Annotated in this window: 29 protein-coding genes; 27 read left to right on the top strand and 2 right to left on the bottom strand. The window is 43.5% G+C overall.

Annotated elements, in window-relative coordinates:
- Positions 1–241: 241 nt before the first annotated feature.
- The 4 genes from JJQ94_RS22175 (at position 242) to JJQ94_RS22155 (ending at position 10,724) form a co-directional block, all read left to right on the top strand.
- Positions 242–5,296 (top strand): S8 family serine peptidase, encoded by a 5,055-nt coding sequence (locus tag JJQ94_RS22175; RefSeq protein WP_099030740.1) that lies wholly within the window; start codon positions 242–244, stop codon positions 5,294–5,296.
- A 586-nt stretch (positions 5,297–5,882) separates the two neighbouring features.
- Positions 5,883–7,286, top strand: coding sequence for an MBL fold metallo-hydrolase RNA specificity domain-containing protein (locus JJQ94_RS22170; protein ID WP_099030741.1), 1,404 nt, complete (start codon positions 5,883–5,885; stop codon positions 7,284–7,286).
- Between the two features lie 173 nt (positions 7,287–7,459).
- Positions 7,460–8,935 carry a serine hydrolase gene (locus tag JJQ94_RS22165; protein ID WP_099030742.1) on the top strand — a complete coding sequence of 492 codons (1,476 nt, stop codon included), beginning with the start codon at positions 7,460–7,462 and terminating at the stop codon, positions 8,933–8,935.
- Between the two features lie 730 nt (positions 8,936–9,665).
- Positions 9,666–10,724: a putative phage abortive infection protein gene (locus JJQ94_RS22155; RefSeq protein ID WP_099030743.1), complete on the top strand. Its 1,059-nt coding sequence runs from the start codon at positions 9,666–9,668 to the stop codon at positions 10,722–10,724.
- 85 nt (positions 10,725–10,809) lie between these two features.
- On the opposite strand, the gene JJQ94_RS22150 is transcribed toward JJQ94_RS22155, so the two are convergent.
- Positions 10,810–11,424, bottom strand: a complete 615-nt coding sequence (locus JJQ94_RS22150) for a LexA family protein (protein WP_099030744.1) — start codon at positions 11,422–11,424, stop codon at positions 10,810–10,812.
- A 179-nt stretch (positions 11,425–11,603) separates the two neighbouring features.
- Here JJQ94_RS22150 and JJQ94_RS22145 point away from each other — a divergent pair, with 179 nt between their 5' ends.
- The 19 genes from JJQ94_RS22145 (at position 11,604) to JJQ94_RS22055 (ending at position 22,300) form a co-directional block, all read left to right on the top strand.
- Entirely contained in the window at positions 11,604–11,801 is a 198-nt protein-coding gene (locus JJQ94_RS22145; protein ID WP_099030745.1) for a YdaS family helix-turn-helix protein, read from the top strand.
- A gap of 10 nt (positions 11,802–11,811) precedes the next feature.
- Positions 11,812–12,066, top strand: coding sequence for a pyocin activator PrtN family protein (locus tag JJQ94_RS22140; protein WP_088531942.1), 255 nt, complete (start codon positions 11,812–11,814; stop codon positions 12,064–12,066).
- Complete coding sequence (locus JJQ94_RS22135) at positions 12,063–12,308, top strand: hypothetical protein (protein ID WP_088531941.1); 246 nt, start codon at positions 12,063–12,065, stop codon at positions 12,306–12,308. Before JJQ94_RS22140 ends, JJQ94_RS22135 begins: the two co-directional genes overlap by 4 nt.
- Positions 12,305–14,266, top strand: a complete 1,962-nt coding sequence (locus tag JJQ94_RS22130) for a replication endonuclease (RefSeq protein ID WP_201435441.1) — start codon at positions 12,305–12,307, stop codon at positions 14,264–14,266. Before JJQ94_RS22135 ends, JJQ94_RS22130 begins: the two co-directional genes overlap by 4 nt.
- The gene (locus JJQ94_RS22125) at positions 14,250–14,429 is read left to right on the top strand and encodes a hypothetical protein (RefSeq protein ID WP_088531940.1); all 180 of its coding nucleotides are present in this window, start codon (positions 14,250–14,252) and stop codon (positions 14,427–14,429) included. The genes JJQ94_RS22130 and JJQ94_RS22125 overlap by 17 nt, the downstream gene beginning before the upstream one ends.
- Entirely contained in the window at positions 14,413–14,877 is a 465-nt protein-coding gene (locus JJQ94_RS22120; protein WP_099030746.1) for a hypothetical protein, read from the top strand. The genes JJQ94_RS22125 and JJQ94_RS22120 overlap by 17 nt, the downstream gene beginning before the upstream one ends.
- Positions 14,786–15,256, top strand: a complete 471-nt coding sequence (locus JJQ94_RS22115; RefSeq protein WP_141557612.1) for a hypothetical protein — start codon at positions 14,786–14,788, stop codon at positions 15,254–15,256. The genes JJQ94_RS22120 and JJQ94_RS22115 overlap by 92 nt, the downstream gene beginning before the upstream one ends.
- On the top strand, positions 15,246–16,034 hold the full coding sequence (locus JJQ94_RS22110) for an ATP-binding protein (RefSeq protein ID WP_223191951.1): 789 nt from the start codon (positions 15,246–15,248) through the stop codon (positions 16,032–16,034). Before JJQ94_RS22115 ends, JJQ94_RS22110 begins: the two co-directional genes overlap by 11 nt.
- A 241-nt stretch (positions 16,035–16,275) precedes the next feature.
- On the top strand, positions 16,276–17,085 hold the full coding sequence (locus JJQ94_RS22105) for a major capsid protein P2 (protein ID WP_099030748.1): 810 nt from the start codon (positions 16,276–16,278) through the stop codon (positions 17,083–17,085).
- Between the two features lie 12 nt (positions 17,086–17,097).
- Entirely contained in the window at positions 17,098–17,424 is a 327-nt protein-coding gene (locus tag JJQ94_RS22100; protein WP_099030749.1) for a hypothetical protein, read from the top strand.
- Between the two features lie 113 nt (positions 17,425–17,537).
- Positions 17,538–17,753 (top strand): hypothetical protein, encoded by a 216-nt coding sequence (locus JJQ94_RS22095; protein WP_099030750.1) that lies wholly within the window; start codon positions 17,538–17,540, stop codon positions 17,751–17,753.
- Positions 17,754–17,761: 8 nt separating this feature from the next.
- On the top strand, positions 17,762–18,115 hold the full coding sequence (locus JJQ94_RS22090; protein ID WP_099030773.1) for a hypothetical protein: 354 nt from the start codon (positions 17,762–17,764) through the stop codon (positions 18,113–18,115).
- A complete protein-coding gene (locus tag JJQ94_RS22085; RefSeq protein WP_099030751.1) occupies positions 18,108–18,938 on the top strand; it encodes a hypothetical protein in 831 nt (276 codons plus the stop codon). Before JJQ94_RS22090 ends, JJQ94_RS22085 begins: the two co-directional genes overlap by 8 nt.
- Entirely contained in the window at positions 18,938–19,981 is a 1,044-nt protein-coding gene (locus JJQ94_RS22080; protein WP_099030752.1) for a hypothetical protein, read from the top strand. The genes JJQ94_RS22085 and JJQ94_RS22080 overlap by 1 nt, the downstream gene beginning before the upstream one ends.
- Positions 19,981–20,445 (top strand): virion protein, encoded by a 465-nt coding sequence (locus tag JJQ94_RS22075; protein ID WP_099030753.1) that lies wholly within the window; start codon positions 19,981–19,983, stop codon positions 20,443–20,445. The genes JJQ94_RS22080 and JJQ94_RS22075 overlap by 1 nt, the downstream gene beginning before the upstream one ends.
- Positions 20,438–20,818, top strand: coding sequence for a hypothetical protein (locus JJQ94_RS22070; RefSeq protein ID WP_099030754.1), 381 nt, complete (start codon positions 20,438–20,440; stop codon positions 20,816–20,818). Before JJQ94_RS22075 ends, JJQ94_RS22070 begins: the two co-directional genes overlap by 8 nt.
- Positions 20,819–20,820: 2 nt before the next feature.
- Positions 20,821–20,982 carry a hypothetical protein gene (locus tag JJQ94_RS22065; protein WP_172439947.1) on the top strand — a complete coding sequence of 54 codons (162 nt, stop codon included), beginning with the start codon at positions 20,821–20,823 and terminating at the stop codon, positions 20,980–20,982.
- On the top strand, positions 20,976–21,134 hold the full coding sequence (locus tag JJQ94_RS22060) for a hypothetical protein (RefSeq protein WP_172439948.1): 159 nt from the start codon (positions 20,976–20,978) through the stop codon (positions 21,132–21,134). The genes JJQ94_RS22065 and JJQ94_RS22060 overlap by 7 nt, the downstream gene beginning before the upstream one ends.
- A 149-nt stretch (positions 21,135–21,283) precedes the next feature.
- Positions 21,284–22,300, top strand: a complete 1,017-nt coding sequence (locus JJQ94_RS22055; RefSeq protein ID WP_099030755.1) for a ParA family protein — start codon at positions 21,284–21,286, stop codon at positions 22,298–22,300.
- A gap of 117 nt (positions 22,301–22,417) precedes the next feature.
- Here JJQ94_RS22055 and JJQ94_RS22050 read toward each other — a convergent pair whose 3' ends face one another.
- Positions 22,418–23,488, bottom strand: coding sequence for a site-specific integrase (locus tag JJQ94_RS22050; RefSeq protein ID WP_099030756.1), 1,071 nt, complete (start codon positions 23,486–23,488; stop codon positions 22,418–22,420).
- 110 nt (positions 23,489–23,598) lie between these two features.
- On the opposite strand from JJQ94_RS22050, the gene dusA reads away from it, so the two are divergent.
- The 4 genes from dusA (at position 23,599) to JJQ94_RS22030 (ending at position 26,070) form a co-directional block, all read left to right on the top strand.
- A complete protein-coding gene (dusA, locus tag JJQ94_RS22045; RefSeq protein ID WP_099030757.1) occupies positions 23,599–24,612 on the top strand; it encodes a tRNA dihydrouridine(20/20a) synthase DusA in 1,014 nt (337 codons plus the stop codon).
- A gap of 179 nt (positions 24,613–24,791) precedes the next feature.
- A complete protein-coding gene (locus JJQ94_RS22040) occupies positions 24,792–25,448 on the top strand; it encodes a PspA/IM30 family protein (protein ID WP_099030758.1) in 657 nt (218 codons plus the stop codon).
- A gap of 47 nt (positions 25,449–25,495) precedes the next feature.
- The gene (locus tag JJQ94_RS22035) at positions 25,496–25,705 is read left to right on the top strand and encodes a PspC domain-containing protein (protein ID WP_099030759.1); all 210 of its coding nucleotides are present in this window, start codon (positions 25,496–25,498) and stop codon (positions 25,703–25,705) included.
- Positions 25,706–25,728: 23 nt separating this feature from the next.
- Positions 25,729–26,070: a hypothetical protein gene (locus JJQ94_RS22030; protein ID WP_099030760.1), complete on the top strand. Its 342-nt coding sequence runs from the start codon at positions 25,729–25,731 to the stop codon at positions 26,068–26,070.
- Positions 26,071–26,127 lie beyond the last annotated feature (57 nt).

Raw genomic sequence — 26,127 nt, 5'->3', positions numbered from 1 at the left:
TTATTTTTATATTTTTGTGAATGCGAGTTATCAAAGAATAGCTGTACAAATTGCTACAAAAATACCTCTCATTTCCTGACCAGACGTCGCTTTGTTTAATTGCCTTATTTCTAAAGCTAACGGGGGGTACAAAAGTGTACAAGATGTTTCTAGGCTCACCTTATTCTCATGTGGTTGAATCAAGTTGTTAACTTTTTATTTTAATTAATTCGACAATTAGATTGTGTGGTGAGAGGTTATTATGAAAAAAACAGCAATTGCAGCAGCTGTAGGTGTTGCGCTCTTTTGTGCGGGGTCGCTTTATGCGTTGGATGAAACAGGTGAGCAATCATCGAATATGTTGCAAGCACCAAGTTTTAATCTTGAGGAAATACGAGACTTACAAGAAAAACTTCATCAACAAGGGCAGCCAATTGCGGCGCGTTTGGGGCTGAATGTTCATCTAAATACACACAAAAGAAAATTTGTTACCGAGCGTATGAGTGGTGAGCATATTTATATCGTTCGCTTACGTGATGCCTCAGTGGCAATCGCAGCGAATGAGTTAAACGCTCAGCTAGATCGAACCCAGCATTCTGCACCAAATAAACTGTTTCAGCGTGGTCAAATCATACCCAACGCGCTCAAAGCTTACGAAGTTCAACTGATTGATAAACAAGAAGAAGTACTAAATGAAATAAGCATGTTGACTGGCCGCACTAAGCTACGTCAGCGATTCACGAAAGCAATTAATGGCTTCTCCATGAAAATGACTGAGCAAGAGGCGATGAGAATAGCAAACTTGGGTAGCGTTGCTTCCGTGATACGTTCTAAAAACTATGATTTATTATCAGATCAAGGACATAAGCAAATTGGAGCTGATGAAGTGTGGTCGGGAGGAGCCTCTTCAAGTGGCGTGAAGTATAAAGGAGAGGGTCAAATCATAGGTATTATTGATACAGGGATCAATTCAGATCACCCTTCTTTTGCTGATATTTCGGGGGATGGTTATGATCATAGCAATCCTTGGGGGGCGGGGAATTATGTCGGTGATTGTGTGGAGGATGCTGATGTCATCCAGTGTAATGATAAATTGATCGGAGTGCGTTCTTACGATGTGATAACGGACTCATTTGCTAGCATGATCCCTGATTGGCCAGCTATAGGTGAGGATTATCAAGGGCATGGTTCACATGTAGCATCGACAGCAGCTGGCAATGTTGTTAGAGATGTGCCTTATATGGTCGCAGGTATTGGTGATGAACAAGATGGCAAAGTAATAAAAGATGGTCTTTTTACTGAAATTTCGGGGGTTGCTCCGCACGCCAATATCGTTGCTTACCAAGTGTGTCATTCTGCAAATGATAGTGGCTATAGAGGTTGTCCGGCGGAAGCTTTAGTGGCGGGTATTGAAGATGCAATTTCAGACGGAATTGACGTTATTAACTTTTCAATCGGTGGGGCTGACTCTAATGTATGGGAGGATCCCGTGCAGTTGGCATTTTTGTCAGCACGAAAAGCGGGTATCAACGTAGCGGCGGCGGCTGGCAATGATGGAACAGATGTTTGCGGTGCAAAAGAATGTTTGGGTTACCTAGATAATTCTTCCCCATGGCTAGCACAGGTTGCAGCAACAACTCATGGTCGAACTGTTAGAGTAGAAACCCCTGTAGAGTATGCAGGGTTTATAGATCCGACTATGGGGAGCGAAATTCCGGACTGGGCTAACACTGGGATCGTTGGTGGCTCAATAAACAAAAAGGCACTGACAGGAGTTGTTGTTTGGGCGAAAGATTATATGGATGCTAATGGTAGTATGGACAGTAATGGCTACTGTGTTAATAAATTCGCGCCAAGTACTTTTAATTTCTTTAAAGATGGAACAGAGATACCAGGTGCTGCTGAAGGAGAAACGAATGTTATTGTTATCTGTCAACGTCATGATCCTCAAGACCCTGATGCTAATGCCCGCACAGCTAAAGTAGAGAATGTTAAGTCTGGCGGCGCTGATGGTTTTATTTTGTACAATAAAAATCGCACTCAAGGTACTGTTCCAGAAAACTATTCTTTACCCAGTGTCCATTTTACTTATGACCAATGGTACGGTGTAGAAGCAAATAAGGGGCTTGCAGATTGGGTTGATAGTAGTACTGAAAAAGGTCATATGATCACGATTAACGCTACCGAAGTTGGGCGACATATTGATAATGCTGATGCCGATTGGTTAGCTGAATTTTCATCACGAGGACCTTCATTTGATAATATTGAGATTTTAGCTCCAACATTAGCAGCCCCTGGAGTCTCTATCTATGCAGCATACTCCGATGAACATCCTTTTGTACCAGAGCCTTACGGTATGGATTATTCTATGAGCAGTGGCACTTCAATGGCATCTCCCCATGTTGCTGGTGCAATGGCACTTATCCGTCAAGCTCATCCAGAATGGAGTGCGGCTGAGGTTCAGTCAGCACTAGTGATGACAGCTGATAATACAGTGAAATATTATCGTTTGAACCAAAAAGGGGGGGAGTTTGACAAAGCTCAAATCTACCGAGCAGGTGCGGGGCGAATCAATGTTGCAAATGCGGTTAAATCAGGTTTAGTGATGGATGAAACCGTAGATAACTTCTTTGCCGCAGATCCTTTCAATGGTGGTACGCCACATAAGCTAAATATGCCAAATCTAGTTAACTTTGCTTGTGCACCAGAATGTCAATGGATACGTACAGTCAAAGCCACGAAAGATGGAACTTGGAATGTTAGTCACGAAGATGTTGTTAACTGGGCGTATGATATGCGCCAACAATCGGCTCAAAACGGTGTAAACATTGAGATTTTACCCGATACATTCTCTTTGAAAGCCGGTGAAACGCAAACTATCATAGTTAAAGCTTCTGTGATGGATACTCAAGATTGGTTTAGCAACTCGGAGGTGGAGTTACACACCAACTTAGTTTTCAAAGCTCAAGAAGCGAATATTCCAGAAGCGCACTGGCCCGTCGCATTCAAATATGATCGTGGTGATTTGCCTTCGCGTTTGAACGTGGTTGCACATGCAAACCAGGATATTTATATTGCCAAAGGAATGGTATTTCCTTTGGTTGACTCCCCTATAGCTCAAGCGTATCGGCCAGAAAAAGCAGATATAAGAACGGTTGTGTTACCCAAAGACGATGATCGCATCTTTCCTTGGTCATTACATCGTGTTGGCGAGGTCAGTGAAGAAGACATTATTGACGAAGCGGTACATACAGGTTTTATTAGCGTTGCCCGAAATGCTAAGCGTTTAGTGGTGGAGCTACTTGATGTTGAAAAATCTCAATTAAAGAAAAGTTTAAAAATAGGAAACCCTCTCATTTTTGTGGGTAAAGACTACAATAGTGACGGTATTATCCAGCCACAAGACGAAATTTTGTGCGTGTCAAATCATAGTATCTACCATAACTTTTGTAATATTAACAACCCAGAGGAGGGAGAATATTGGTACATGCTGTATAACAACCGTGAAGAAGGATATGTTGGGCTAGAAGAAACCTTCAAATATGCGGTAGCTGTAGTAGGCAGTCAGGTAAGTAATGAAATTACAGCGTCTTTACCCACAAGTGACGGTAATAATAAAGTAGATATGAAGATTGCTTGGGATATTGATATGGCGGAAGAAGATGTCTATTACAGCGTGATAGATGTTGGTTCTTCAGCAGTGAATTCAAGCAACTTAGGTTCAATTCCACTTGATCTAAAACGTAGCACGGATCGTGTCCACCTAGATGTGCCACAGACTCGCGCTAAAATTGGCGATTCAGTTCCTTTCACCTTAGAAGTACTAGAAAACAATAGCGGGCAGGATCGTAACTTCACCTTTAGTATTGATATCCCCGAGGGATTACATGTCGATAAACAAAAAGTAAAGAGTTCGCGAAGTGATGTAAATATCGAATTGGCTGAAGGAAAATTAGTGATATCTGGCCTGCAAAAAGACACCAGAGATGTTACTCCAGATTACATCGTCACTAATAATATATCGGATGAGTTTTGTCGTGTGCCTGACTTTGGTAACTCGAATCCAGGTGGGTATGTTGATCTTCGAGAGTTTGGGTTAGTGCCACTACTGTCCGGTTTTGATGAAAAAAATCAAATAACCTTTCGTAAAGGCTATGAAATTCCAGTAAAAGCATTGTTTGATGGTAGTTATGACAACCTAAGCTTGTATAACAATGCAGAGGCAGTGAATACTGGTTTTGGCCTTATAACGGTGCGACCTAACGGTAAGCTTGATTTCGGACCAGGTCCTCAATTCTTCCCTTTCCATGATAAATATCCTTATGAAAGCTTTCCTTATGAAGGGCTAAGCGCATTATGGAGAGGTTGGTTTCCTGGGTATGCTATGGATGTAATGAGCCTTGGTTTAAGCCAGTCGGAAGGGATTACGCTTGCTACAACAGCGACTGGTTGGGGAATTGTTGAATGGGATAATGCTTCGGATTATGGTGACCCAATCTATGACCAAGGTACGGGACAATATCAATGGCAAAAGCGTGATAATTCGTTTGATTTCGAAGTCATCTTTAATGCAAATACACGCTTTGGTGGCAATCAACACGAAATATACCTTGCTTACGATAATATTGATTTTGGCTCAACAGACCGTAGAGGTAGTATCGGGATCCAAGGCTTCAAAGGGGCACTACATTTTCGTGGGCCACTTGAGGGGTATTTGGGACGCACTATAAATTTCAATGAAGTAGATCGTGTCGTTAAAGATGGTATGGTCTTGTGCCTAGACTATATCGGGCCAGAGTCTTCACGATTTGAAATTACAGTATGGGCGGACATCACTCCCGCATCAGTTGGTCGAGAATTGAATTTCGTCGCCAATATTGAAATCGATGGTATGGAAAGCGTAGTTAAGTCACACAATTTATCCGTGCCCAGTAACATCACACTGGCTCCGCTGAATGATTTGGAAACCGCAGAAAATGAGTCAATATCATTTGAAGTGCATTATATTGACGAATACAACACTGCGAATGAAATTCTTGTGGCAGGAGAGCATTTTAATGTCGAAGTCGATGGAGATACTGTCACCATTCTACCTGAGGCTCATTTTCATGGGGATACCGAAGTCACGGTGACTGTCGCAGATATAGAAAACCCATCAGACAAGGTGTCAACTGGTTTTAATCTGAAAGTCATTTCTGATGGACAAGAACCTCCTGTGACAATAAAACCAGAGCCAGAGACTAACTCTAGTTCAGGTTCATTTGCATGGTTGTTACTATTTTGGCCGATAGTGTTGTTCAGAAATAGAGCTAACTAACATTCTTTTTGTCCATTCTCCATAGTAGTTAAGTGGCTCTATATGAGCCCTTATTACATCTCTTGGCCCAGCTTTTGATTAGGTTTGGCATGCTAATGCGGTCAGCAGTGTTGCTGAAGCTTATGAAATAAACAAGTAGTATCCGCTGTGCATAAGTTGTCCACCCTGTAGCAATTTAATTTATTGAATTACTTAAAGTTATAAACAATCTGACTACGCTCAAATTGCAACTTTTTGTATCGCACAACCAAACTTGCAATTTGAGCTTGTTGATATCGTTTCAGCGCATCATGGGCAGGCGCAAAGCCTATTCCAATTATAGGACACATGAAACAAAACGGTCATTTGGGTCTGAATGATTTAATTCAACATGTCTGAGCACGAAAAAGTCAATATTCAGAATCGACTAAGTACACCGCTTTGTGGATTCGGAAGAGATAAATCGTCAGAGCTATATGTGCCCATAAAGCTAGTTGCGACAACTATTTTGATGCAGCGCATAAGCAACTCGGGTTTTTGTAACTAAACTTACATAAATCCGAGGGGTTAACCATTAACCCCGCTGCTAAATCGTTGAGTAAAAGCAATGGCAACAATTACTTTCTACGGGGCCGCGCAAGAAGTTACCGGGTCTTGCCACCTCATTAGCTCACCTTCATTAGGTGATGTACTACTAGATTGTGGTATGCACCAAGGAATGAGAGCAAAACACCTTATCTCGCGCGAGCAATTTGAATTTAATCCAAATAGCATTGATATGGTTATTCTCTCCCATGCTCACTTAGATCATTCAGGCAGGTTACCTTGTTTGTTACATGATGGCTTTGCAGGGCCGATTTATTGCACAGAAGCAACGTCACAGCTGTTACCTATCATGCTGTTTGATGCGTTAAGTTTATACGAAAATGATTTGCGTAGAGAAAACAGAAAGCGCGCACGTAAGGGTCTAGATGATATTCCCGCACAGTATACCAAAGAAGATGTACTGGACGTTTTGGATTGCCTCAAACCTCTAACCTATATGCAAGAAGTCAAGATTGCAAAAGGAGCAAGTCTGTGTTTTCACGATGCAGGGCATATACTAGGCTCGGCAATCACAGAACTAACATTTGATGATCAGGGTAAGCAGAAAAAATTAGTTTTTTCTGGGGATCTTGGCAATAAAGATACGCTATTGATGAATGCCCCCGCGTTGCTAGAACAAGCTGATATTGTATTGATGGAAGGCACTTATGGGGACCGTGACCACAAGTCGTTAGGTGATACACAAACGCAACTGAAAGCTATTTTGGATGATGCTTTCGCAAGAGGTGGTAACGTGATGATCCCCGCATTTGCAGTGGGTAGAGCGCAGGAGCTGTTGCTCTATCTTGGAAAGTTACAACAAGCTGGAGAGCTTGATAATTGGCAAATTTTTCTCGATAGTCCGATGGCAATTGAGGTCACTGAAGTTTACGACCAATGGCTCCCCACTTTGGATTGTGAGGGTGTTAAAACACTGCACACCGGAGAGCAAAGTCTACTCAAAAACTTTTTATCTACGTTGCATTTGATGGTAGATGCTGAAGACTCAATGGCGATCAACAAAATAAGTAGCGGTGCATTAATTATCGCTGGCAGCGGAATGTGCACTGGTGGGCGGATCACTCACCACTTTAAGCATCGTATTTGGGATAGCCGCAATACCATTATTTTTGTCGGATATCAGGCCAATGGCACGCTGGGGCGGGTGTTGGTTGACGGCGCCCAACACGTTAAATTATTTGGTGACGATATTGTAGTGAAAGCCAATATTGAAACCTTAAATGGCTTTTCGGCACATGCCGGGCAAGCAGCATTAATTGAATGGGCTAGCTACTTTAAAAGCCACCCTAAAGTGGTGCTCGTCCACGGTGAGCCAGACGCATTAGAAACCCTAGCATGCGCACTCGAACACCAGCATCGCATTCTAGCGAATATTCCAACCTTAGGGGAAACGATTGATTTCTAAAACCATTGTGAAAAAGGCTAATAAACGGTGTATTTCACTAAAGGTTTTAATTTTTTTACTAAATGGATATTCTTAAAAAACATTAAGATTTTGAAATTTAATAGGTTTTATCTTTGGCATAAGACTTGATAATAAATAACCATATCTTAATGTAAATGAACGATGGAACTCTCATGTACAAGAACAACAAAGTATTACTATCAACAGTGTTATGGTTTGGCACGCTTTTATGGTCGGCATTATTTTCATCCTTAGTGAAGGCTGAGTCGGTAGACAAGCTGATCAAAACCCTCATGAAGGAAAGGCATATTCCGGGCTTACAGTTGGCCGTTGTTAAAGACGATAAAATCATTAAGCAAGGAAGTTATGGTTTTGCAGACTTACAGCATAAGGTGCCTGTTACTGAGCAGACGTTATTTCCGATCAATTCGATGACAAAGGCGTTTACTGGTGTTGCGATTGTACAGCTCGCTGAGCAAGGTTATCTAAACATTGACGATGAAATTGGTAAGCACTTACCTGATTTACCAAAGGCTTGGCAGCAACTTAAAATTAACCAATTAATGGGTCATACCACAGGATTGCCGCCGATCCTGGCATCAAATTATGCCCTAGAAACCATCGTACCGAATGATGCGGAAGCCTCATGGCAAGCTGTGCAAAAGCAGCCTCTTCAATTTACACCTAACTCGCGTTTTAGTTATAACCAAACCGGTTATGTGATTTTGGGTAAAATCATTGATAAATATGCACCTGAAGGGTTTCCTGCTTTTATTACCAAGATGCAGTTAGCACGTGCCAACATGCCGAAGACAGCACAGGCAGGTTTTGATTATCTTGAACTTATGGTGCCAAATCAGGCTCGCCAATATATTCATTTAGGTGAAGGGAATTACAAAAACTTTTACGGCGAATTCCCTTATATGCTAAGAACCGCAGCGGGAATGAGTTCAACAGCAACGGAACTAGCTAACTACTTTGTATCACTACAACAAGGTGAGCTGGTTAAAGAGTTGGATATGCTATGGACACCAGTTAAGCTTAACAACGGTCGCACAGAAGCCTTTAACAACAAAGAAAACGGCTATGCAATGGGCTGGCAAGTGACTCAGCGTAAATATCACCCAACCATCAGCGCGAGCGGTGGAAATGCGACCACAGTGATCACTTACCCTGAAGACAAGGTTTCTGTGATTGTACTTACTAATCTGTTGGGCGGATTACCCATTACCTTTGTTGATGATATTGCCGCTTACTATATTCCTAATTTTAACGACGCTAGTAAGCAAAAGGCCTATCAGCCGATGGCGTACTTAAAGCAGCTTACAGATAAACAAGGTTTTGCCGACTTCGCGGCTACGTTTGCAAAAGCGCAGCAAGATACCGGTGTAATGTATGACTTAGAGATCTTGGTGGAGTGGGGCAATAAGCTTGTCGAAAATGGCCAAGTTAATAATGGTATCGAAATCTTTAAATTTGCGCTTACACAAAATAACGAGCAGCCTTATTATCACAACAGTATCGCTGAAGCGTATGAGTTAAACAAGCAATATGCACAAGCACTTGAGCATTATCAGCAGTTACTTGCGATAAACCCAAACAGTCAGCTTGCAAAAAATAAAGTGGCGGAAGTAAAGGAGTATCTGTAAGTCATCATGAGGCTGTAGGCTAATCAAATTAAAAGCCGCAAGTTCAATTACTTGCGGCTTTTTAGTATTTAACCTGAGGTTTGGATAAGAAATGAGCTAACTCATTGTTTTTAAAATCACATTAAATTATTTCCTTATCTAGCCAGAGAGTTTTGGGATAACTCCGCTCTCGCGTCCTGCTACCGCCCTGGTACCTACATCCTTGTAGGCAAGGCGAATTTACGCACCAATAGCTGGCTATTGGAAGTGAATTCAACGCAGTTAGCGCAAAAACTGGCTGCTAGAAAGGCACTGATTATCCGAAGCTCAGGTTATTTACTATTGGCAATAAATTGCTGTCTATACTTAACGAAGTATTAGAAGCTGCGGTATACTACGCAATCACCTAATTGAGCTATGTACTGCTATGGACATAACTAGTACAGGTCATTGATAGTAAACCTGATTGAGAAAGTCATACCATGAGCCAACAACCTACTCCACCCTTTGAGCCACAAACACCTAACCACTGTGTTGATGCCTTTCGCCGCTTTAGCGTTGCACCCATGCTGGATTGGACGGACTTATAGTTAGAATAATAGGCTTAGGGTGTTAAGGGTGACATTAGGGTGAATGCTTTTTTCGGGGGGTAAGAAAGTAACTTAAACTTTTAATTGTTAAATGATTGTTGTGAGCTATTTAGTTAAGTAATATTTAGTCCGTAGCTATTTGACTTCTATTGGATTAATTTATGGATAAGATGGTAAAGAAAATGAAAGGCCTTTGGGAGAAAAAGTATTCTTCCTTTCAAGGGATGCTTATGGACTCAGGAGAGTCGAAAGAAGATATATTGTTGCATAAGGTACTCTTTACGATAATTTCATTAGCGATAGCTATCGCAGGCCTATTATTTCTAGTTAATTTAGTTTTAATATTTATCACTGATAAAGCAGGTGCTTTTGGTGATTTTTTTGGCGGAATTTTAAACCCAATTCTTACATTTTTTACTCTATTTGGTTTGATAGTAACGATAGTAATTCAAAGAAAAGAATTCCGCCTTGCTAGGTTTGAATATGAAAAAACAGCTGATGCCTTGGGTACTACAGCAATTGAGACAACTTTTTTTAATATTCTTGATCTTCATCATAATCTTGTTTCAAACCTAAAACTAGACATGAAAGAGTTATCTAACAAAACAAAAGCTGAGCGAATTTTCACTGAGATAGCGGAAACATTCTTTCAAAGAACTATGGGCAACGCACTTCTTGATAAGGATGAAATAGTTGAAGGAAGAGAAGTGTTTGAAACAATTATCAAGTTTCTTACATCCAACTCTGAGTCCGCAGAAAACTCTTTGGAAAGGTATAAATTTATTCAAAATAATCTTAACCATATTCTTGGTCACTATTTTAGGAATCTTTATCAAGCATTAAAAATAATAAATAATTATGATGATAATAAGCTTTCAGAAGCTGATAAAAGGAAGTATACGAGCATATTGAGAGCTCAGCTATCTACAAAAGAACTGGCAATCCTTTTTTTAAATTGTATTGAAGGCGTTTCGGATAATGGTGAGTTCAAAAATTTATTAATCAGATATGAAATGCTCGAACATTTACCTATTCAAGCTGTTGAGGGTGGATATAAGTTAGCTGGATCTGAAAAGCCTCTAGCGAATGACGAAATGTTTCTTCAGTATCAAAAAGAGAAAGTTTTCGATAAGATTGATCTAAGTAAGCATTTTGGGGGGGCTTTTGGAAAAAATAAGAATGTTCCTTACAAGTTAAATCGCCCAAGCCAAGAGGTATAAACCTTTTTAAAGTTCTCGGGAAGTTGGAAAAGTCTGAAGCTAATCAAAACGTCCGTTTTGAAAAGCTTAATATAGAAAACTTTGCTTAAAGCGACTTCCCAGTAAACACAACCCTGCCAACAAGCGTACAATTCCCATTGATAGGCACTAGCTGCTCCGGCCAATTAGGGTTTAGTGCTTTTAGGTATTTTTGCCCGCCTTCGATAATAAGTTGCTTGAAGGTAGCTTGGTTATCATCATCAAGTCTAGCCACCACATAGGAGCCATGAATACAGGCGGCTTCTGGATCAACAAATATTAAATCACCATCTTGGAACTTTGGTTCCATGCTCACACCTTGAACACGAAGCACAAATGATTTTTCACTACAGTTAACAGGGCAAAGAAAGTGTTCTGCTTCCAAAGTACTCACTTCTTGAATATCCATCCATGCGCCAGCTTGTACCCAGCTGATCAGCGGTAGTCTGCTTTTTAGTTCGGGCCCGATTGACGCATTGTCAAAATCACCCACACCAAAACGTAAATATTCAGGCGTGCATTGTAACGCCTTTGCTATAGCCTCTATATTCCTTGGATTCTTAGTAGCCCCGCGCTCAATCTTCTGAATTGATGTCTGTGCTGAGTTGGTCATTTCGGCAAGTTGGTACTGTGTTAGCCCTAATGACTTGCGGCGCTCTTTTACTCTATTTGCAATGTCCATATTTATTCCTGTTGATTACTTTTATCACAATTAGTGATTTCTTGGTTTGATTATCACAACTTTTAGTAATTAACGTCAAACCCCTTTTGGTAATCAAAAAGATTACTTTTAGTGATTTAACTATTGAAAATTCAATTTGGTGATCTTATTATTACCAAAAGTAATCTTTAGGTGGTTTTATGTCGTTTATCAAGAAAGCCGTAGAGGTGGTTGGTGGGCAAACTCAAGTAGCCCGCTTACTTAAAACCAAACAGTCCGTTGTTTGGCATTGGGTAAATCGTCACGGACAAGCCCCAGCAAAGTACATCAACAAAATTTCAAAACTGACTAATGGTCAGGTTTCAGTCAGTGAGCTGTTATCTGATCACGAGAAATAAGGACATAGCGATGAATATGACTTTTGCGCTTTTAGCTCGTTTTAATAATCCAGTGGTTCCGTTAAGGGATGTATGTAAAGAGTTTTTTGGTGTAAACCCAAAGACCGCTGAGCAACATGCCAAAGCGGGTAAGTTTCCAATTCCTACATTCAAAATGCGCGACTCTGAACGTGCGCCAACATTCGTTAACGTGAATGATTTGGCTGATTATCTTCAAGCACAATACGACAGCGCCCGAGCTGAGTGGGAGCGTGTGCAATCATGAGCCATACCGTTGTTGAAGTTGAAGAGCTGATCACTGATCCAAGCCATTGGGAAATCCAAGTAATGAAAGTTCAGCAACTACGCGCACAAATTCGGGCGCACAAGGCAAGGCGTGAAGCAGAGGCCAAGCGCCTAGAGCAAGAACAGCGTGCGCGCAAAAATGGTGAGCGTAGCAATCAGTTATTAAAGTCGGCACTGGCGATGGCCGCCCGCAATCGCATGAATGAGCGGGTTGTGCTGTGAGCGTGACACCTGAGTCTCGCTCCCTCCCTATTTGCTGGGAGCTGGTTGATACCAATACCGATAACCCAAGGATGCAGCCCATTACCATTACACGGGCTGCGCCTCATTGTTGGGGCATGTTTGGATTTGATAAAACCGCAGAGCAAGTAAAAGAGCGTTTGGCGCAAATACCTACCAATCGTTTGCGCCGTATTGCTGCCCGTGAATATGCCAAACGTTTTAACTCAAGCAGTGCTAAAAACCCCGAACGTTCTGCCAATATTTATCTGCGCAAAACCACAGAGCGAGTGAGCGAAATTATCGAGCGTTCACCGCTTACCGTCCGCGAATTAAATAGTAAAAAAGCCCGTAAAGATAAAGCCAAACAACTGGCAACGATCTGCCAGCAAATGGGTATTGTCGAATTTACTCACTCAATGACAGAGGAAGATTTAGAGCAACTTGTATTTGCAGGTTACATCGCAATGCACGACTTTACTTTGTCACAGGGGATAAAGCCGCCTTACCAAGCAACGTTTAATGCCGCCAAGTCCACGCGAATAGAGGATAGCTGGCAGCGTTGTAATACTCATTTGCTGGCCGACCGATTAGAACGCGGTATTCGCCGCATGCAATGTGATAAGTGGTGGCTGCGAAAGCTCGACCGTTTGCGTGACACCACGCTTGAGCATTTGAATATCACTATGGGGCAGGTCAAAAAAGGGCTCTCCCCTTATGCCAGTAAAGATGCGGTGCAAGAGTTTCGCCACAGCAAAAAGTCACAGGCCGAGTGGGTCGAGTCTATGCAGTTAGAAAGTAAAGACGGCGACACCATTGATCTTGTCAAAGTATTCGAGGGGTCTATTTCAAACCCTGAGATCAGACGCATTGAAATGATAGTGCGGATCAGAGGTTACAAAGAGTGGGCAGAACAACAAGGCATGTCCTGCATGTTTTACACCATCACAGCACCGTCCAAGTACCACGCTAACAGTGATAAATACAACAATGCTTCACCACGTGAAACCCAAGAGTATTTGGTAAAGCAGTGGGCAAAGGTTCGTGCTGAACTATCCAAAGCTAAAGTAAAAGTGTTTGGCTTACGTATTGTTGAGCCTCATGCCGATGCAACCCCGCATTGGCACATGGTGCTGTTTATGAAGCCGAGTGACGAGCCCACAGTAACCAACACCCTGCGCCGTTATGCTTTACAACATGACGGCGGCGAAGAAGGAGCCGCGAAAAACCGCTTTGATGCTACGCCTGAAGACAAAAGCAAAGGTGATGCCGTGTCTTATATCATCAAATACATTTCTAAGAACATCAACGGCGCGCACATGGATGATATGTACGACGACGAAACAGGCCAGCCAATAGAGCCAGAAAACGGCATTGTGATGAATGTGGCTGCGTGGGCGAGTCGTTGGCGTATTCGTCAATTCCAGTTTATCGGTGGCGCACCCGTTGGCCTTTGGCGTGAGTTTCGCCGTGTGCCAAAGGAATCTGTTGAAAAGCTTTCTGAAATTGCAAAAGAGATATTCGAGGCCGCAGACAATAGCCGCTTTGCAGAATTTATTGAACTGCTAGGCGGTGCGCTCCGTGAACGGGAATGCCCCGTTGAACTTGCCAAAGAACTCAACGGCACTAACCACTATGGCGAGGATAAAAAGCGAGTAGTCGGGATTATTTCAGATGGGGTGACTTATGTAACCAGAGCCACGCAGTGGCTACTAAAGAAGCGCGACAGCGATTCTCCTTGGAGCACTGGAAATAACTGTAATACCCAAGTCCATGATTGGCAGGTCGGACACGGGGATAAGTTAGATCCCATCTTTTTAATACCCCCAGAGCACCGCAATGCAGTAATGCGGGGGGCAACTTACCAAGAAACAGACGAAAGAAACCAAACCGTTACCCATTATTGGGTTAGCGGTGGGCAGCTAATGCAGGAGTCAATGAGTTATGCAGCACAGAGTTAGATTAATCAAAGACAAAATAGAACAAGCGCAGCGCTTACCAGCGTTGAAAGCGGGCAAGAAAATCGAGCTTGCCGAAAGCGTATTAGATGAAACTGTTTCACTACTTTATGAAATGGTCAGCCGCATAGAAATTTTGGAGGCGCACTATGGCGAAATCGAGTAACGAGGAATTAGGTGTAATTGAGTGCGATGGATGCGGCACATTTGCCAGTATCCGCCGTCGTAAAAATGGCAAAAAGCTTTTGTATTTGCACTGCAAAAACTGCGGATTAGACCAAAGAAGCGGAGCGAATTTACAAGCGAAATGGGCAAAGGCCATCACCCAGCAAAGCCAGCAATCACAAGCTTTACAAAGCGAAATTTCAAAACCAGAGCAAACGGTGAGCCACTATACTCCAGCACCTGACGAGTGGACACCGACATTTGAGCAAAACAATAGCGAACTAGGAGCAAAAGCAGATGCAAGAACCAGCGAAATCACTACCGAACGAGATGCAAAAGACACCGATAGCGACAGCCATGGAGGATCTAACCTTTGGGGCTGGCTCGCAGTCTGCGCACTTGGAGTCGCAGCCATTGCCACAGGTGGAAGAATACAGCCATCTCGATAAATTTACCGCTGAGTCGAGTCACGAACCGCAAGCGGGTGAAGTGAGCGAAGCGGAAACAATGACCGACACAGATATTAGCGCCCTTGCAGGTTACGGAGTGTCGTCACTGGCTGACTTTATTGAATCGACGATTGAAGCCCCCGTCATTATTGACCATGACACCCGAGAGGTAATAGCGGAAAAGGCAACGCCTGTTGTTCGTAAATATTGCAAAGGTGACATGCCGCCTTGGTTTGCGAGGTGGAAGGAAGAAATCGAACTTGGCCTTGTGCTTGGTACGGCTGCAATATCAGTTTACAAACAGATCAAAGCACACGAAAAAGAGCAGAGCAGCAGCGAAAACCAAAGCGAAAAACAGGAGGTGGTTAGTGCCCATTAACCCTAACAATGCTTTAAAAGCAAAGCATGTTTGTTATTTGGCAGGAACTGGCGGCGGTAAAACAACGGCCGTTAAGCTATTAGATTTAGTTGGCGAGCAGTGCGCGATTTTCGATTTATATGGCGACTATAAATATGATGGCCGCAAGCGCGGTCACTTTAATGGCTTGGGTGGCCGTGCGGTTTATCACTTCAGCAGCAGAAAGCAGTTTGCTCAAGCCTTTGTGGATGCGTGGCGCTCGGGGAAAAAGTTTGTGGTTGCTTATAGCCCCGACTTTCCAAAATCCTTGAAGGGCGAAAAACTGAAAAAGGCTAAGCAGAACGAACTGTATTGGTTTGGTCAGTTAATGTGGGAAGCGGCAGACGGGAACCGTGAACTACATGTTGTGATTGAAGAACTCGCCAAGTTAAGCGATACCGTTGGTAAAGATGACTCGATTATTGGAGAGCTGGCGACAGGTGGGCGCAAGTTTGGTGTGGTACTTCATACGGTTTTTCAACGTTCTCAAGAAGTACCAAAAACCATTTGGAATAATTCACCGCGCAAAGTATTAGGCGCACAAGAAGCGCAAGCTGATGCAAAGCGTGTTGCGGTAGAGCTAGATGCCGATCTGCAAGACATTTATCAGCTCAGCAAATTAAACGCTCACTACGAAGATGAACGCCTTTATTACCTGATGAAATACAAAGGAGGGATAGGCAACATTGAGCCAAAAGTTATCTATTTAAAAACAGGGCAAGCCAAAAAACTCACCTTTGACCAACTTCGAGCTGCATAAAAAAGCAACAAAAAGAGCGGAAATTTCGCTCTTTTCGCTATAGGGGGAGCGAAAACCATTGTACAGCGGAGCGAAACGGCTGATTTATTACTTAGCGATTTTTTCAAGCACATAGGTAAATCGCATGATCAGTAAAACAGTTTTAACGTCCGTGGGTATGACCTTGGGCGTTCTAGCCGTACTAACTAACGTCCGCGCACTTCGTCCAATCAAGCGCACAATCGTAGGTTAAGGGGGCGTAATGTTAGAAGTTTCTCCACTCAATAATCTAACTGGCGTTGCCGCTGGCGGGAGTGTATCTGTCACACTACCAGTTGGCCGTACTTACGAGAAAATTCATTTTGAATATTCTGGTGTCACGCCTGAGCAAATTAAAAATTTACGTGTAGAGCTGCAAGGCCGCACACTTACCGAGTACGGTACGCTGCAAGACCTGCTGGATGAGAACGCCTACTTTAAGCGTGAGCAAGCCGCAGGGTATGCAACATTGTATTTTGCCCGTCCTGAGATCCAAGGTGTATTAAACCCGTCTTTGGTCGAACAACGCTTTTTCTCCCTTGGTACGGTGGGGCTTTCTATCGTGCAAATTAAGTTTGATATTGCCCAAGATGCAACCGCACCAGTAATTAAAGCATTTGCTGAAAAGTCATCTCCAAGCGCACCTGGTTGGCTGTTTAAGCGTCGAACATTTCGCTACAACTTTGCAGTGGGTATCAACGAGATTGAGAACTTACCACGCCCATTAGGTGCAAAAATTGCCTTGATTGAGATTAAAAAGGCGGGTGTTGATTCAGCCGAATTTCTTGTGAATAACGTGAAATGGCGCGATCACATTCCAGCATCACTACACAAACACCACCTTAAACAGCGCGGGCGCTCACCGCGAGCGAATACTCACGCCATCGACTTGTTCTTATCTGGTGATGTGTTTAGCGCGCTGGCACTAGACAACAGCATTAACGATATGCGCTTACGTGTTGAGGCATCGGAAGCGGGCAGCGCTGAAGTCGTCGTTCATTACTTTGACGATTACGCGAAATCAACATTCTAAGGGGGTTGAGCTATGCAACCAGAGGGAGCGCCAACAGTGGCGGCAACAAATACCGGTGGTGGCTTTTGGGATGGCGCGAACTCATTTTTGGGGAACGCGCTCAAAATGTGGGGCGATTACGAGAAAGTAAAAGCGGTTAAGTCGTCCAACGGGATCACCCAAAAAGAGCACATGAACACAGCTGAGCTAGATAATGGCGCGGCTGTGCTTGTGGATGCGCCAAAAACCCAAACGGCGCAGCCTAGAGAGCCAATGGTTTTCGGTTTACCTCAAAAAACCGTGCTGTATAGCTTTGGTGGGCTGCTAGCAGTGGCTTTAGTGATGAAGGCAATGAAATAAATGAATAATCCAAAGAACTTGAAATATTTTGCGTATGGGGTGGCTATTTCGGTAGTCGGTGCAATTGTTGCGGACTATGTTCGCGACTGGATGCGTGACAAGGATCAAGCCTGATGGTTGGCGCAATGTTAGGCGCAACGGGGGCTGTGCCTAACCTGACGAATGGCGCGGGCAGCCCGATTAGCTCTAGCGCGTCATCTCGAACAGGCGACCAAACACAGTCAATTGGTTTTACAGGCGGCAATATTAACTTCGGTGGCAGTAACAATAATCAATTGCTGATTATTGGGGTTGTGGCCGTTGCCGCATGGTACTTGTTGAAAAAGTAGGGGGCGATATGCGAGTGGCAAATATTAGCGAAATTCACCACATTCAATCTGCGGCAGCACAAGATTTTGAAGTCATAAAAGCAGAGGTAGAAAAAGGCTTGGCGGTCTTGGTTGAGTTCGCTGGTTGCTATTGCGTGCTTCGCCAAGACCGCGACGGGCTTTGTGTGGTCTGTGCAGAGGGCAAGAACTTGCGATTAATCGCGCCAAGTATTGTCGCGCTGGCACGTAAACTACAAGCCCCCTCTATCGTGTATCACACAAAGCGCAAGGCGTTAAACCGTTTATTGTCGGCTTATTCATTTGTCTACGAATCGACAGATGAAGAAGGCTATGCAGTTTATAGGATGGCTCTAGATGGGTAGTAAATCCAGAAGCAGATCAAGCCAAACCACGCACAATACCAGCACAAGTCTTGGGGTGCAGGGTGATAACAATGGTTATATCACTAATGGTGATGGAAACACTTACAACATAACACAAACCGATCACGGCCTTGTGGGGGCGGTTGAGTCACTTGGGGCGGATATGATGGCTGCAAATATAGCGGGCTTTGATTATGCCAGTGACCTAGCTCGGGATGGTTTTGACTATTCCAGCCAAGTTAATCGCGATTCGCTCGAATTTGCAGGCGGCGCGATGACTGACGCTATGGTATTTGGAGAGCGCGCACTTACACAAGTGAGTGATACGGCCAGTAACGCAATGCTGTTTGGTGAAAATGCAATGGCGCATACCAGTGATATTGCAGCTGATAGCATTCAGGCGCAAAGCACACTTAGCCGTGACGTGATAGCGGAAAACAGCGATCTCGCCCGAGAGATGATGACCATTTCAGCGGGAATAAGTAGCGACGTTGTCGGTTTTGCGGGCGACACCATCGACACCACCGTAAGCGCTCTTGATGGTGCGAATGCGCGGATGAGTGACGTTGCGGTCTATTCGATGGATAACGCATCCAATTTGGCAAAAGACTTGGGGCTTCAATTTATGGAGTCAACATTCAAGGTACAAGAGACCTTTAATGACCAAACATTGCTTGCCCATAAACAGGCTTTGCAATTTGCCGATCATGCGAGCCGTTCCGATGGGCAACAGCTCGCAATCAGCACCAATAAAACCATGATGTACGTAATGCTGGGCTTAGGTGGAATGTCGATGGCCGTAGCAATGATGAGGGCAAGCTAATGTTGATAAGTAACGAGTTAAAGGCGGGAGATGTTTGGGAGGTTAACGATGCTGGAACAGCATTCGCAGTTGTTCGTTCCTCGCTTGGGTTGAGAGTGAAAATGTTCGATGAACATGGTAAGGCGGTACTAGATAGTGATGTTGTTCAGGGACTTAATCTGAATGATATTCGCTTTGCCTCGCTCTACCTTCACGCTGAACGAGATATGCGAGTGACAGTATGGGTTGGAAAGCATAAGTATGACTATACTCCACAGCCTGAACGTGCGGTCTCAATAGTTTCTCGAACAATTGCAACCAGACCCGGTGTAAATAAATTACTTGATTTCGACCCACCACGATTACGAGCATTAATAGAAGCACCTTTTGATATGTGGATTGGCGGTGCGAATATGAAAGCCGAGTTTGGCGCAATTAAAAATGGGCGGCTATTCAAAGGTGGTTCCGAGATTGAGCTCACAAACTTCGGTGATATTTATTATTTTATCTCAGCCGAAAATAAGCGCGTGTTTCAATCCCAAAGTATCCAGCTACCGTATGTTGTTAAGTGGCTAAACTACAACAATAACATGCCATATACGCGCTCTCAGTTAGAGGGCGAGAGCGTGCCTTATTTTGATGTGTTTATCCCTGATGAGCTGGACAACGTCCCGTTTGATTTGCAAATAGACGACACAGTCAGAACCTATCCGTGGACTGAGACAGGGGGCGGTCCATACGAAGCGGGAATATACGCAACGGTTGGGGATATTGGTACGGAAGTGTTAAAGCTGTTCAAGTATGACCGAAGTGTAAATACGAGCAAAGTGTCTACGCCTGAAGGTGATACAAACTGGCCTTATGGCAATAAAACGTTAAGTATCACGCTATCAAAGGGGTGGCACAGGTTATTTATGGCCTGTGTATCACCACCCAAAACAACCGCTCGGGAAAACGGCCACGCCAACTTCACACCATCTGTGATGTATTTTGAATCGGTGTTCACCAATCAAGATGCGCTGCTTTCGTTGGGTGATGTGCAAATTCTTGAGGAACGGGCGTAATGAGGCTCGAAACATCACACATCGTCACAGCGTTAATTGTTTTGGGAATTGGGGTATATATGACGACGCAGCAATCAGCGCGGGGGATCCGCAATAACAATCCACTTAATATTGAAGCGGGTGAAAATTGGGTTGGCTTAGTTGGCACTGATGGCCGCTTTGCCATTTTTGAAACCGCTGAACATGGTATTCGTGCAGCCGCGCGTATCTTGCGAACCTACGCCACTAAATACGGCATTGTGAATATAGACGGCATTATCAATAGATGGGCACCGCCAACCGAAAACGACACGGCCAATTATATCGAGTTCGTATCGAAGCGAGTGGGAGTTGATAGTCAGCAGCCATTGTCTGAAAGTGATTACCCAAAGGTGATAGCAGCCATGATAACCATGGAAAATGGCGAGCAACCTTATCAACCTGAGCAAATACAACGCGGTTTTGAATGGGGGTTTTATGGGTAATTTTATCAGTAAAAACTTGAGCCTTTTGCTCACTATTGGCGGTATTTATTACGTCTATAAATATATTGATAGTGGCTCTAAGTCGGTTACTGAGCCGCTGGGCAACTGGCTCGCTAAACTGCAATTTAAGGCGAACGGTTCACATGATATTGAGCGCGAATGGGCGGGGTTTTTTCTCGATAGGTCAAAGCTCGATTTTAGCTATCGCGTAAAAGACGAACTGTGGCTTGAGGCCATTTTAAAGTTAAACCCACAGAACCAAGCATTAGTAGATACCATCTTTGATGCTGATATGCGTTTGCGGCCAGAATACCAAGTATTGCTAGACGCTGAGGTATCACCACAAACCATAGCAACCGTGCAAGCGAGGTAACAATGAGCGATAGCGCAATTTTAGGCATTTTAATTCAAGCTGGGGTGGGCATTGCCACCATTGCTACCATCAAAACAGACGTAAAGTGGATAAAAGACACCTTTAAAGAGGAACTGAGATCAATTAAAGCACGGCTAAACAAGTTGGAGGATCGCAAATGCTAGGCAAGATAGGCAAATACCTGTTAACCAAGCTGGCAACGGAAGCATTTATTAAAAGAGTGTGCTTAGCTACTGCTAAGCACCTAGCGAGCAAGTCATCGAACAGGCTGGATGATGAGTTAGTCGACGCCCTTGATGAAGCGTTAAATTGTTAAATATGTCTTGGAAAGCAAGAACCAGCCCGTTACCTACACAAAAAACCAGGCTGGTTATAAGCAAGGCTTGCTGATATAGGTTAAATAAAAAGCATTGATGTTCTTTTTGTACGTGCTATTGTTTAATTTGGACATAAGGGAGGCTTATTATGCTGGTTTACTCAATTTGGAACAACAAAGGTGGAACAGGGAAAACGAGTCTTGCATTTCAGTGTGTTACTCGATTTGCAGAACTTAATCCTGACAAAAAGATACTTGTTATCGATATGTGTCCTCAGGCAAATATGTCTGAGTTACTGCTAGGAGGCCAAGAAAGCAATGGCAGTAGTGCTCTACTAGCCAATCAGGCCAAAATACCACGCTGTAGTATTGGTGGATATTTTGATTATCGACTAGGTTCTCCATTCTCAGTGCCTAACTTTAATGCTAATGATTTTATAACAACCCCTAGTGTGGATAATGATACTATACCTCGTAATCTAGAGTTGGTATGTGGAGACCCATTACTTGAGTTGCAAGCAATAGCAATGAATACGTTGGCTAATAATGATATTCCCGGCATAAATGCGTGGATTGCAATAATTGATTGGCTAAAAGATCTACTGAGCAAATTGGATCATGATTATGTGTTCATAGATACCAATCCCAGCTTTTCTATGTATACCCAAATTGCACTTGCAGCTTCTGATAGAGTGATCTTGCCAGTTATGGCTGATGACTCCTCTAGAAGAGCAATTCAGAATGCTTTTTCGCTCATTTACGGACTTCGCTTGCCTTCAGAGGTTTATAAAAACTATACATTTGCAAAAAAGTTGGGAGATGCTGATCGCTCGCTGCCAAAAATTCATCTGCTAATTAAAAATCGAATTACTCAGTATATGGGGGATGCTTCTGCTTACAAAGCTGTGTTGCTAGGAATGGATGCAGACCTAAGGGATTTAGTAAAACAATATCCAACTTCCTTTACTTTCAAGGATCCATCAAGAGCTATGGCAAGTGTTCGTGATTTTGGAACGACAGGAGTTGTAGCCTTTGCTAGAGGCTGTCCTTTCTCTTCGATGCCTGTAGGTAAGCTAACAGTGGCAGGTAGAAGAGTACAGGTAAAGAAAGATTACAGGGATCAAGCGTTGGAGGCTATTGACTCTGTGGTACGTAAACTCAGTTAACAAATGAAAGTTGGATTAATTTTAAAAGTTAAGATAAGTGCAGGAACACTGCACTTATGGGTTCAATCGTGAAAAAACTAATTATTAATGGTTTCTATATCCACTACTTTAATATATTCAAAGACTTTTTGAATGCAACTTATGCGGAAACAACTGCGTATAAACCTGCCAAAGAATATTTAAATTCCGATGCCCAGTAACTTGGGCGACTTCTTCAATCGTATAGCCCTTTTCAAATAGTCGACTTGCTCCCTCGCGGCGCAGGTCGTGATAGCGCAGATCTTCAATCCCTAACTCATTACGTACCCGCTGAAATCCTGCGGTTACGCTGCGTGGGTTGTGGGGAAATATTCGCTCATCTATTTTTGGTTGGCGCTGTGCAATATCAAACGAGCCACCAAGTAGCGGCACTATCATGTGATTACCTGCTTTTTTGCGGGGGTCTTTTCTATCTCTGACCATCACCGTTTTATGCTGGGTGTTTAGGTCATCCCAAGTGATTTTGCATACCTCACCAATTCGCATACAGGTCAGCAGGCTAAAGTCTAAAATATCAAGGTAAGGAATGCGCTTGGTGCCGTTCGGGCGGTACTCCATACGCTTTTGTAGTCCTTCACGTAGTCGTTCGAGTTCATCACTTGTTGGGCGGCGGGTGCGCTTTTGGCTTTTGCCAACCAGCCCCATATCAATTAACACCGGTACGGCATCTTCAAATATTTTATAGTTGGCGTCTATGTTCCAAACGGGATAGGCCACCTTCATCACCGAGCGCAGATAAGCAACATCATGATAAATAGTTGAAGGGCTTGCGCCAGCATCGCGGCGGTTTCTGCAATGCTCTATGACATCACTTACTTTAAGTGCATTAGATTGGATTTTAGCTATATCACAATCCATCAGCATTTTAATAACGTACTGCTTAGTGCGACCTGTTCTATTCCACAAGTCGTGATCTTCAAAGTACATATTGAGTAGGGTGCCTAGGGTGACTGTGCGTTTCTTTTCAGTCACCCTTTCGGTTTCAAGTTCATGTACACGCTTTTTGCCCCATGTATCGGCAAGTGCTTTTGTGCTGAATGTTTTGCTTTCATTGTGTATAATCTTGCCTTGGCTTTTCTCGCGAACTATACATTTATAGCGGAGTTCGCCAGAGCTAAGCTTGCGTTTTTCGATTCTAAAACCAGCCACAGGAATTCCTTATAAGTTATTGATCTGTCCTACCCGTGAGGGGTGACATGAGGGTGACTGTATACCGAATTTTATGGAATTTCAAGGCGATCCAGAGCACTAGAGGTACTATGCAAAGTTCAGTTAAATCAGGCGCTAAGCCAGAAAATACAAGTGATTCAGCCTTTCGCCGCTTTAGCGTTGCACCCATGCTGGATTGGACGGATCGCCATTGCAGAACCTTTCACCGCAAGCTGACTAAACATGCGGTGCTTTATACAGAAATGATCACCACAGGTGCGATTATTTTTGGTAAAGGGGATTATTTAGCATTTGGTGCGCATGAGTTGCCTGTGGCATTGCAGTTGGGTGGTTCTGATCCTAAGGCGCTGGCAGAGTGTGCTAAGCGTGCTGAGGAATATGGCTACAGTGAGGTAAACCTAAACGTGGGTTGCCCGTCAGATCGTGTGCAAAATGGTCGCTTTGGTGCGTGTTTAATGGCTGAGCCTCAGCTCGTTGCTGATTGTGTGGCGGCGATGAAGGCACAAGTGAATATTCCGGTAACGGTAAAAACGCGCATTGGTATTGATGAACAAGATTCCTATGAGTTTCTTACGGCGTTGATTGAAGCCTCGCAGGCGGTGGGCTGTGATGACTTTATCATTCATGCCCGTAAAGCATGGTTGCAAGGGTTAAGCCCGAAAGAAAACCGTGAGATCCCACCACTTGATTATCCCCGTGTGTATCAATTAAAGAAAGACTATCCAGATCTGCATATCAGTATTAATGGTGGTGTTAAAACTCTTGAGGAATGTCAGCATCATTTGGCTCACCTTGACGGCGTCATGGTTGGCCGCGAAGCCTACAGCAACCCGTTTATGTTGTCGCAGGTTGATGAGCTGCTGTATGGCGAAGCTGCGTTTACGCAAACTCGCCATCAAGTCGTAAGAAGCATGTATGACTACTTTGAAAGTGAAATGTCGAATGGTGCAAACTTTTGGCATATTGCGCGTCACATGTTGGGTATTTTTCAAAATCAGCCCGGTGCGAGAGGGTTCCGTCGTCATTTATCAGAAAATGGCCATAAAAAAGAGGCTGGCATTGAGGTGATGGAAAAGGCGCTGTCTTTTGTACCTGAAGCGTAAAATATGTTAGCTCAATCCCGTGTGTGAAAAAGACGATTTTATCGTCTTTTTCACTATTTAATGTCTCTCAATAAATCTATTTTTCTTTTCAAAAAACCTTAACTCAATGATTTAATTTTGTTTTTATTTTTGGCACGGCTCTTGGAATAGTCTAACTATATTATAAAAGGAGCCGAACAATGACCATCATCAACAGAATTGAAGATCTTATCAAAGCAGAACTTAACGCTTTATTAGACAAAGCCGAAGACCCACAAAAAATGGCAACTCAGTTAGTGCGTGATTTAGAAGAAGCACTATCTGATTGTCGTGCAACGGCAGCTGAGCTTATTTGCCAACAAAAAGTAGCACAGCGTCAAGTTGAGCAAGCAAATAAAGCTGCGACAACGTGGCAAAGCAAAGCCGAACATGCCCTTGAAAAAGGTCGTGAAGATCTTGCCCGCTCAGCCCTTGAGCAAAAGCAGCAAGAAACCGAAAAAGCACAAGAAGCACAGCAAAAAATTGATGATCTTGCGCCTGCACTTGAAAAACTCAGCGCAGATGCGGACAAGTTGCAAAGCAAAATTCAGCAATTAAAGGCAAAAGAAAAGGCCATGTTGCGCCGCTTGGAAACTGGTAAGGCAAGGTTAACCATCAAACAAACGCTTAATAGCGATGACATGCGCTCCGCAACGCGCAAGTTCGACGAGTTAGAACGTAAGGTGGCGCGTCTTGAAGCCGAAGTCGAATCCTATGACTTAGGGCAACCTGATGTATGGCAGCGCTTTGAAGATGAGCAAAAGCAACAACAAATCGACGATGAATTAGCCCAACTGAAGCAAAAAATGGCGAGCTAGGCTCGCCCAAAGCAACGACTGAGCAATCAAGACGAAAGGGGATAAAGATGAAAAGCAGATATCAATCAACACTGTCTCAAATGAATAGTTCAAAGAAAATTGGTGGCGTATGTGCGCAACTAGCACAACGTTTTGATATGCCAATTTGGTTAACGCGTTTACTAACGGTATTGCTGTTTTTTAAGTTTCCAATGTTGGTGTTATTGGCGTATGGCGTCGCTTGGTTTGCAATGCCAAAAGCGCAATACGAAAACTAAGTAACGGCGATGAGGTAGGCACTATGAAAGTCGTGGCCGGTATATTATTAGCGCTGGTATTTTTATTGGCGCTATCTTGGGTGTCGCTGCCACTGGTATGGTTAGACATCAGCGATCTGCAACTCGATATGGGATTCGACCTAGGTTGGTTTGGCTTTGAAATACTCACGTTGCTATTTGCAATTGTAGCGCTGGTGGTGCTAGGAGCACTCTTGAGCGCGGGTGTTTTAGGGTTGCTCCTTATTGTGTTCATTGGGCTAGTAATGACATTGCTATTTAATTCGCTGATTGTGCTATTTCCACTCATCTGTATTATTGCAATTGTGTGGTTAGTGGTAGACAAATCTGCTCAAGCAAAAGTGTGAGCAGTGGGTTTTTGTTGGCGGTAGGAGATAAAAAACACGCTAAATTGGGATCTGTGA

The sequence above is a fragment of the Pseudoalteromonas sp. GCY genome, from assembly GCF_016695175.1.
GTDB lineage: Bacteria > Pseudomonadota > Gammaproteobacteria > Enterobacterales > Alteromonadaceae > Pseudoalteromonas.
The sequence above is the reverse complement of the archived record's forward strand: the minus strand, read 5'-3'. Positions and strand labels throughout refer to the sequence as shown.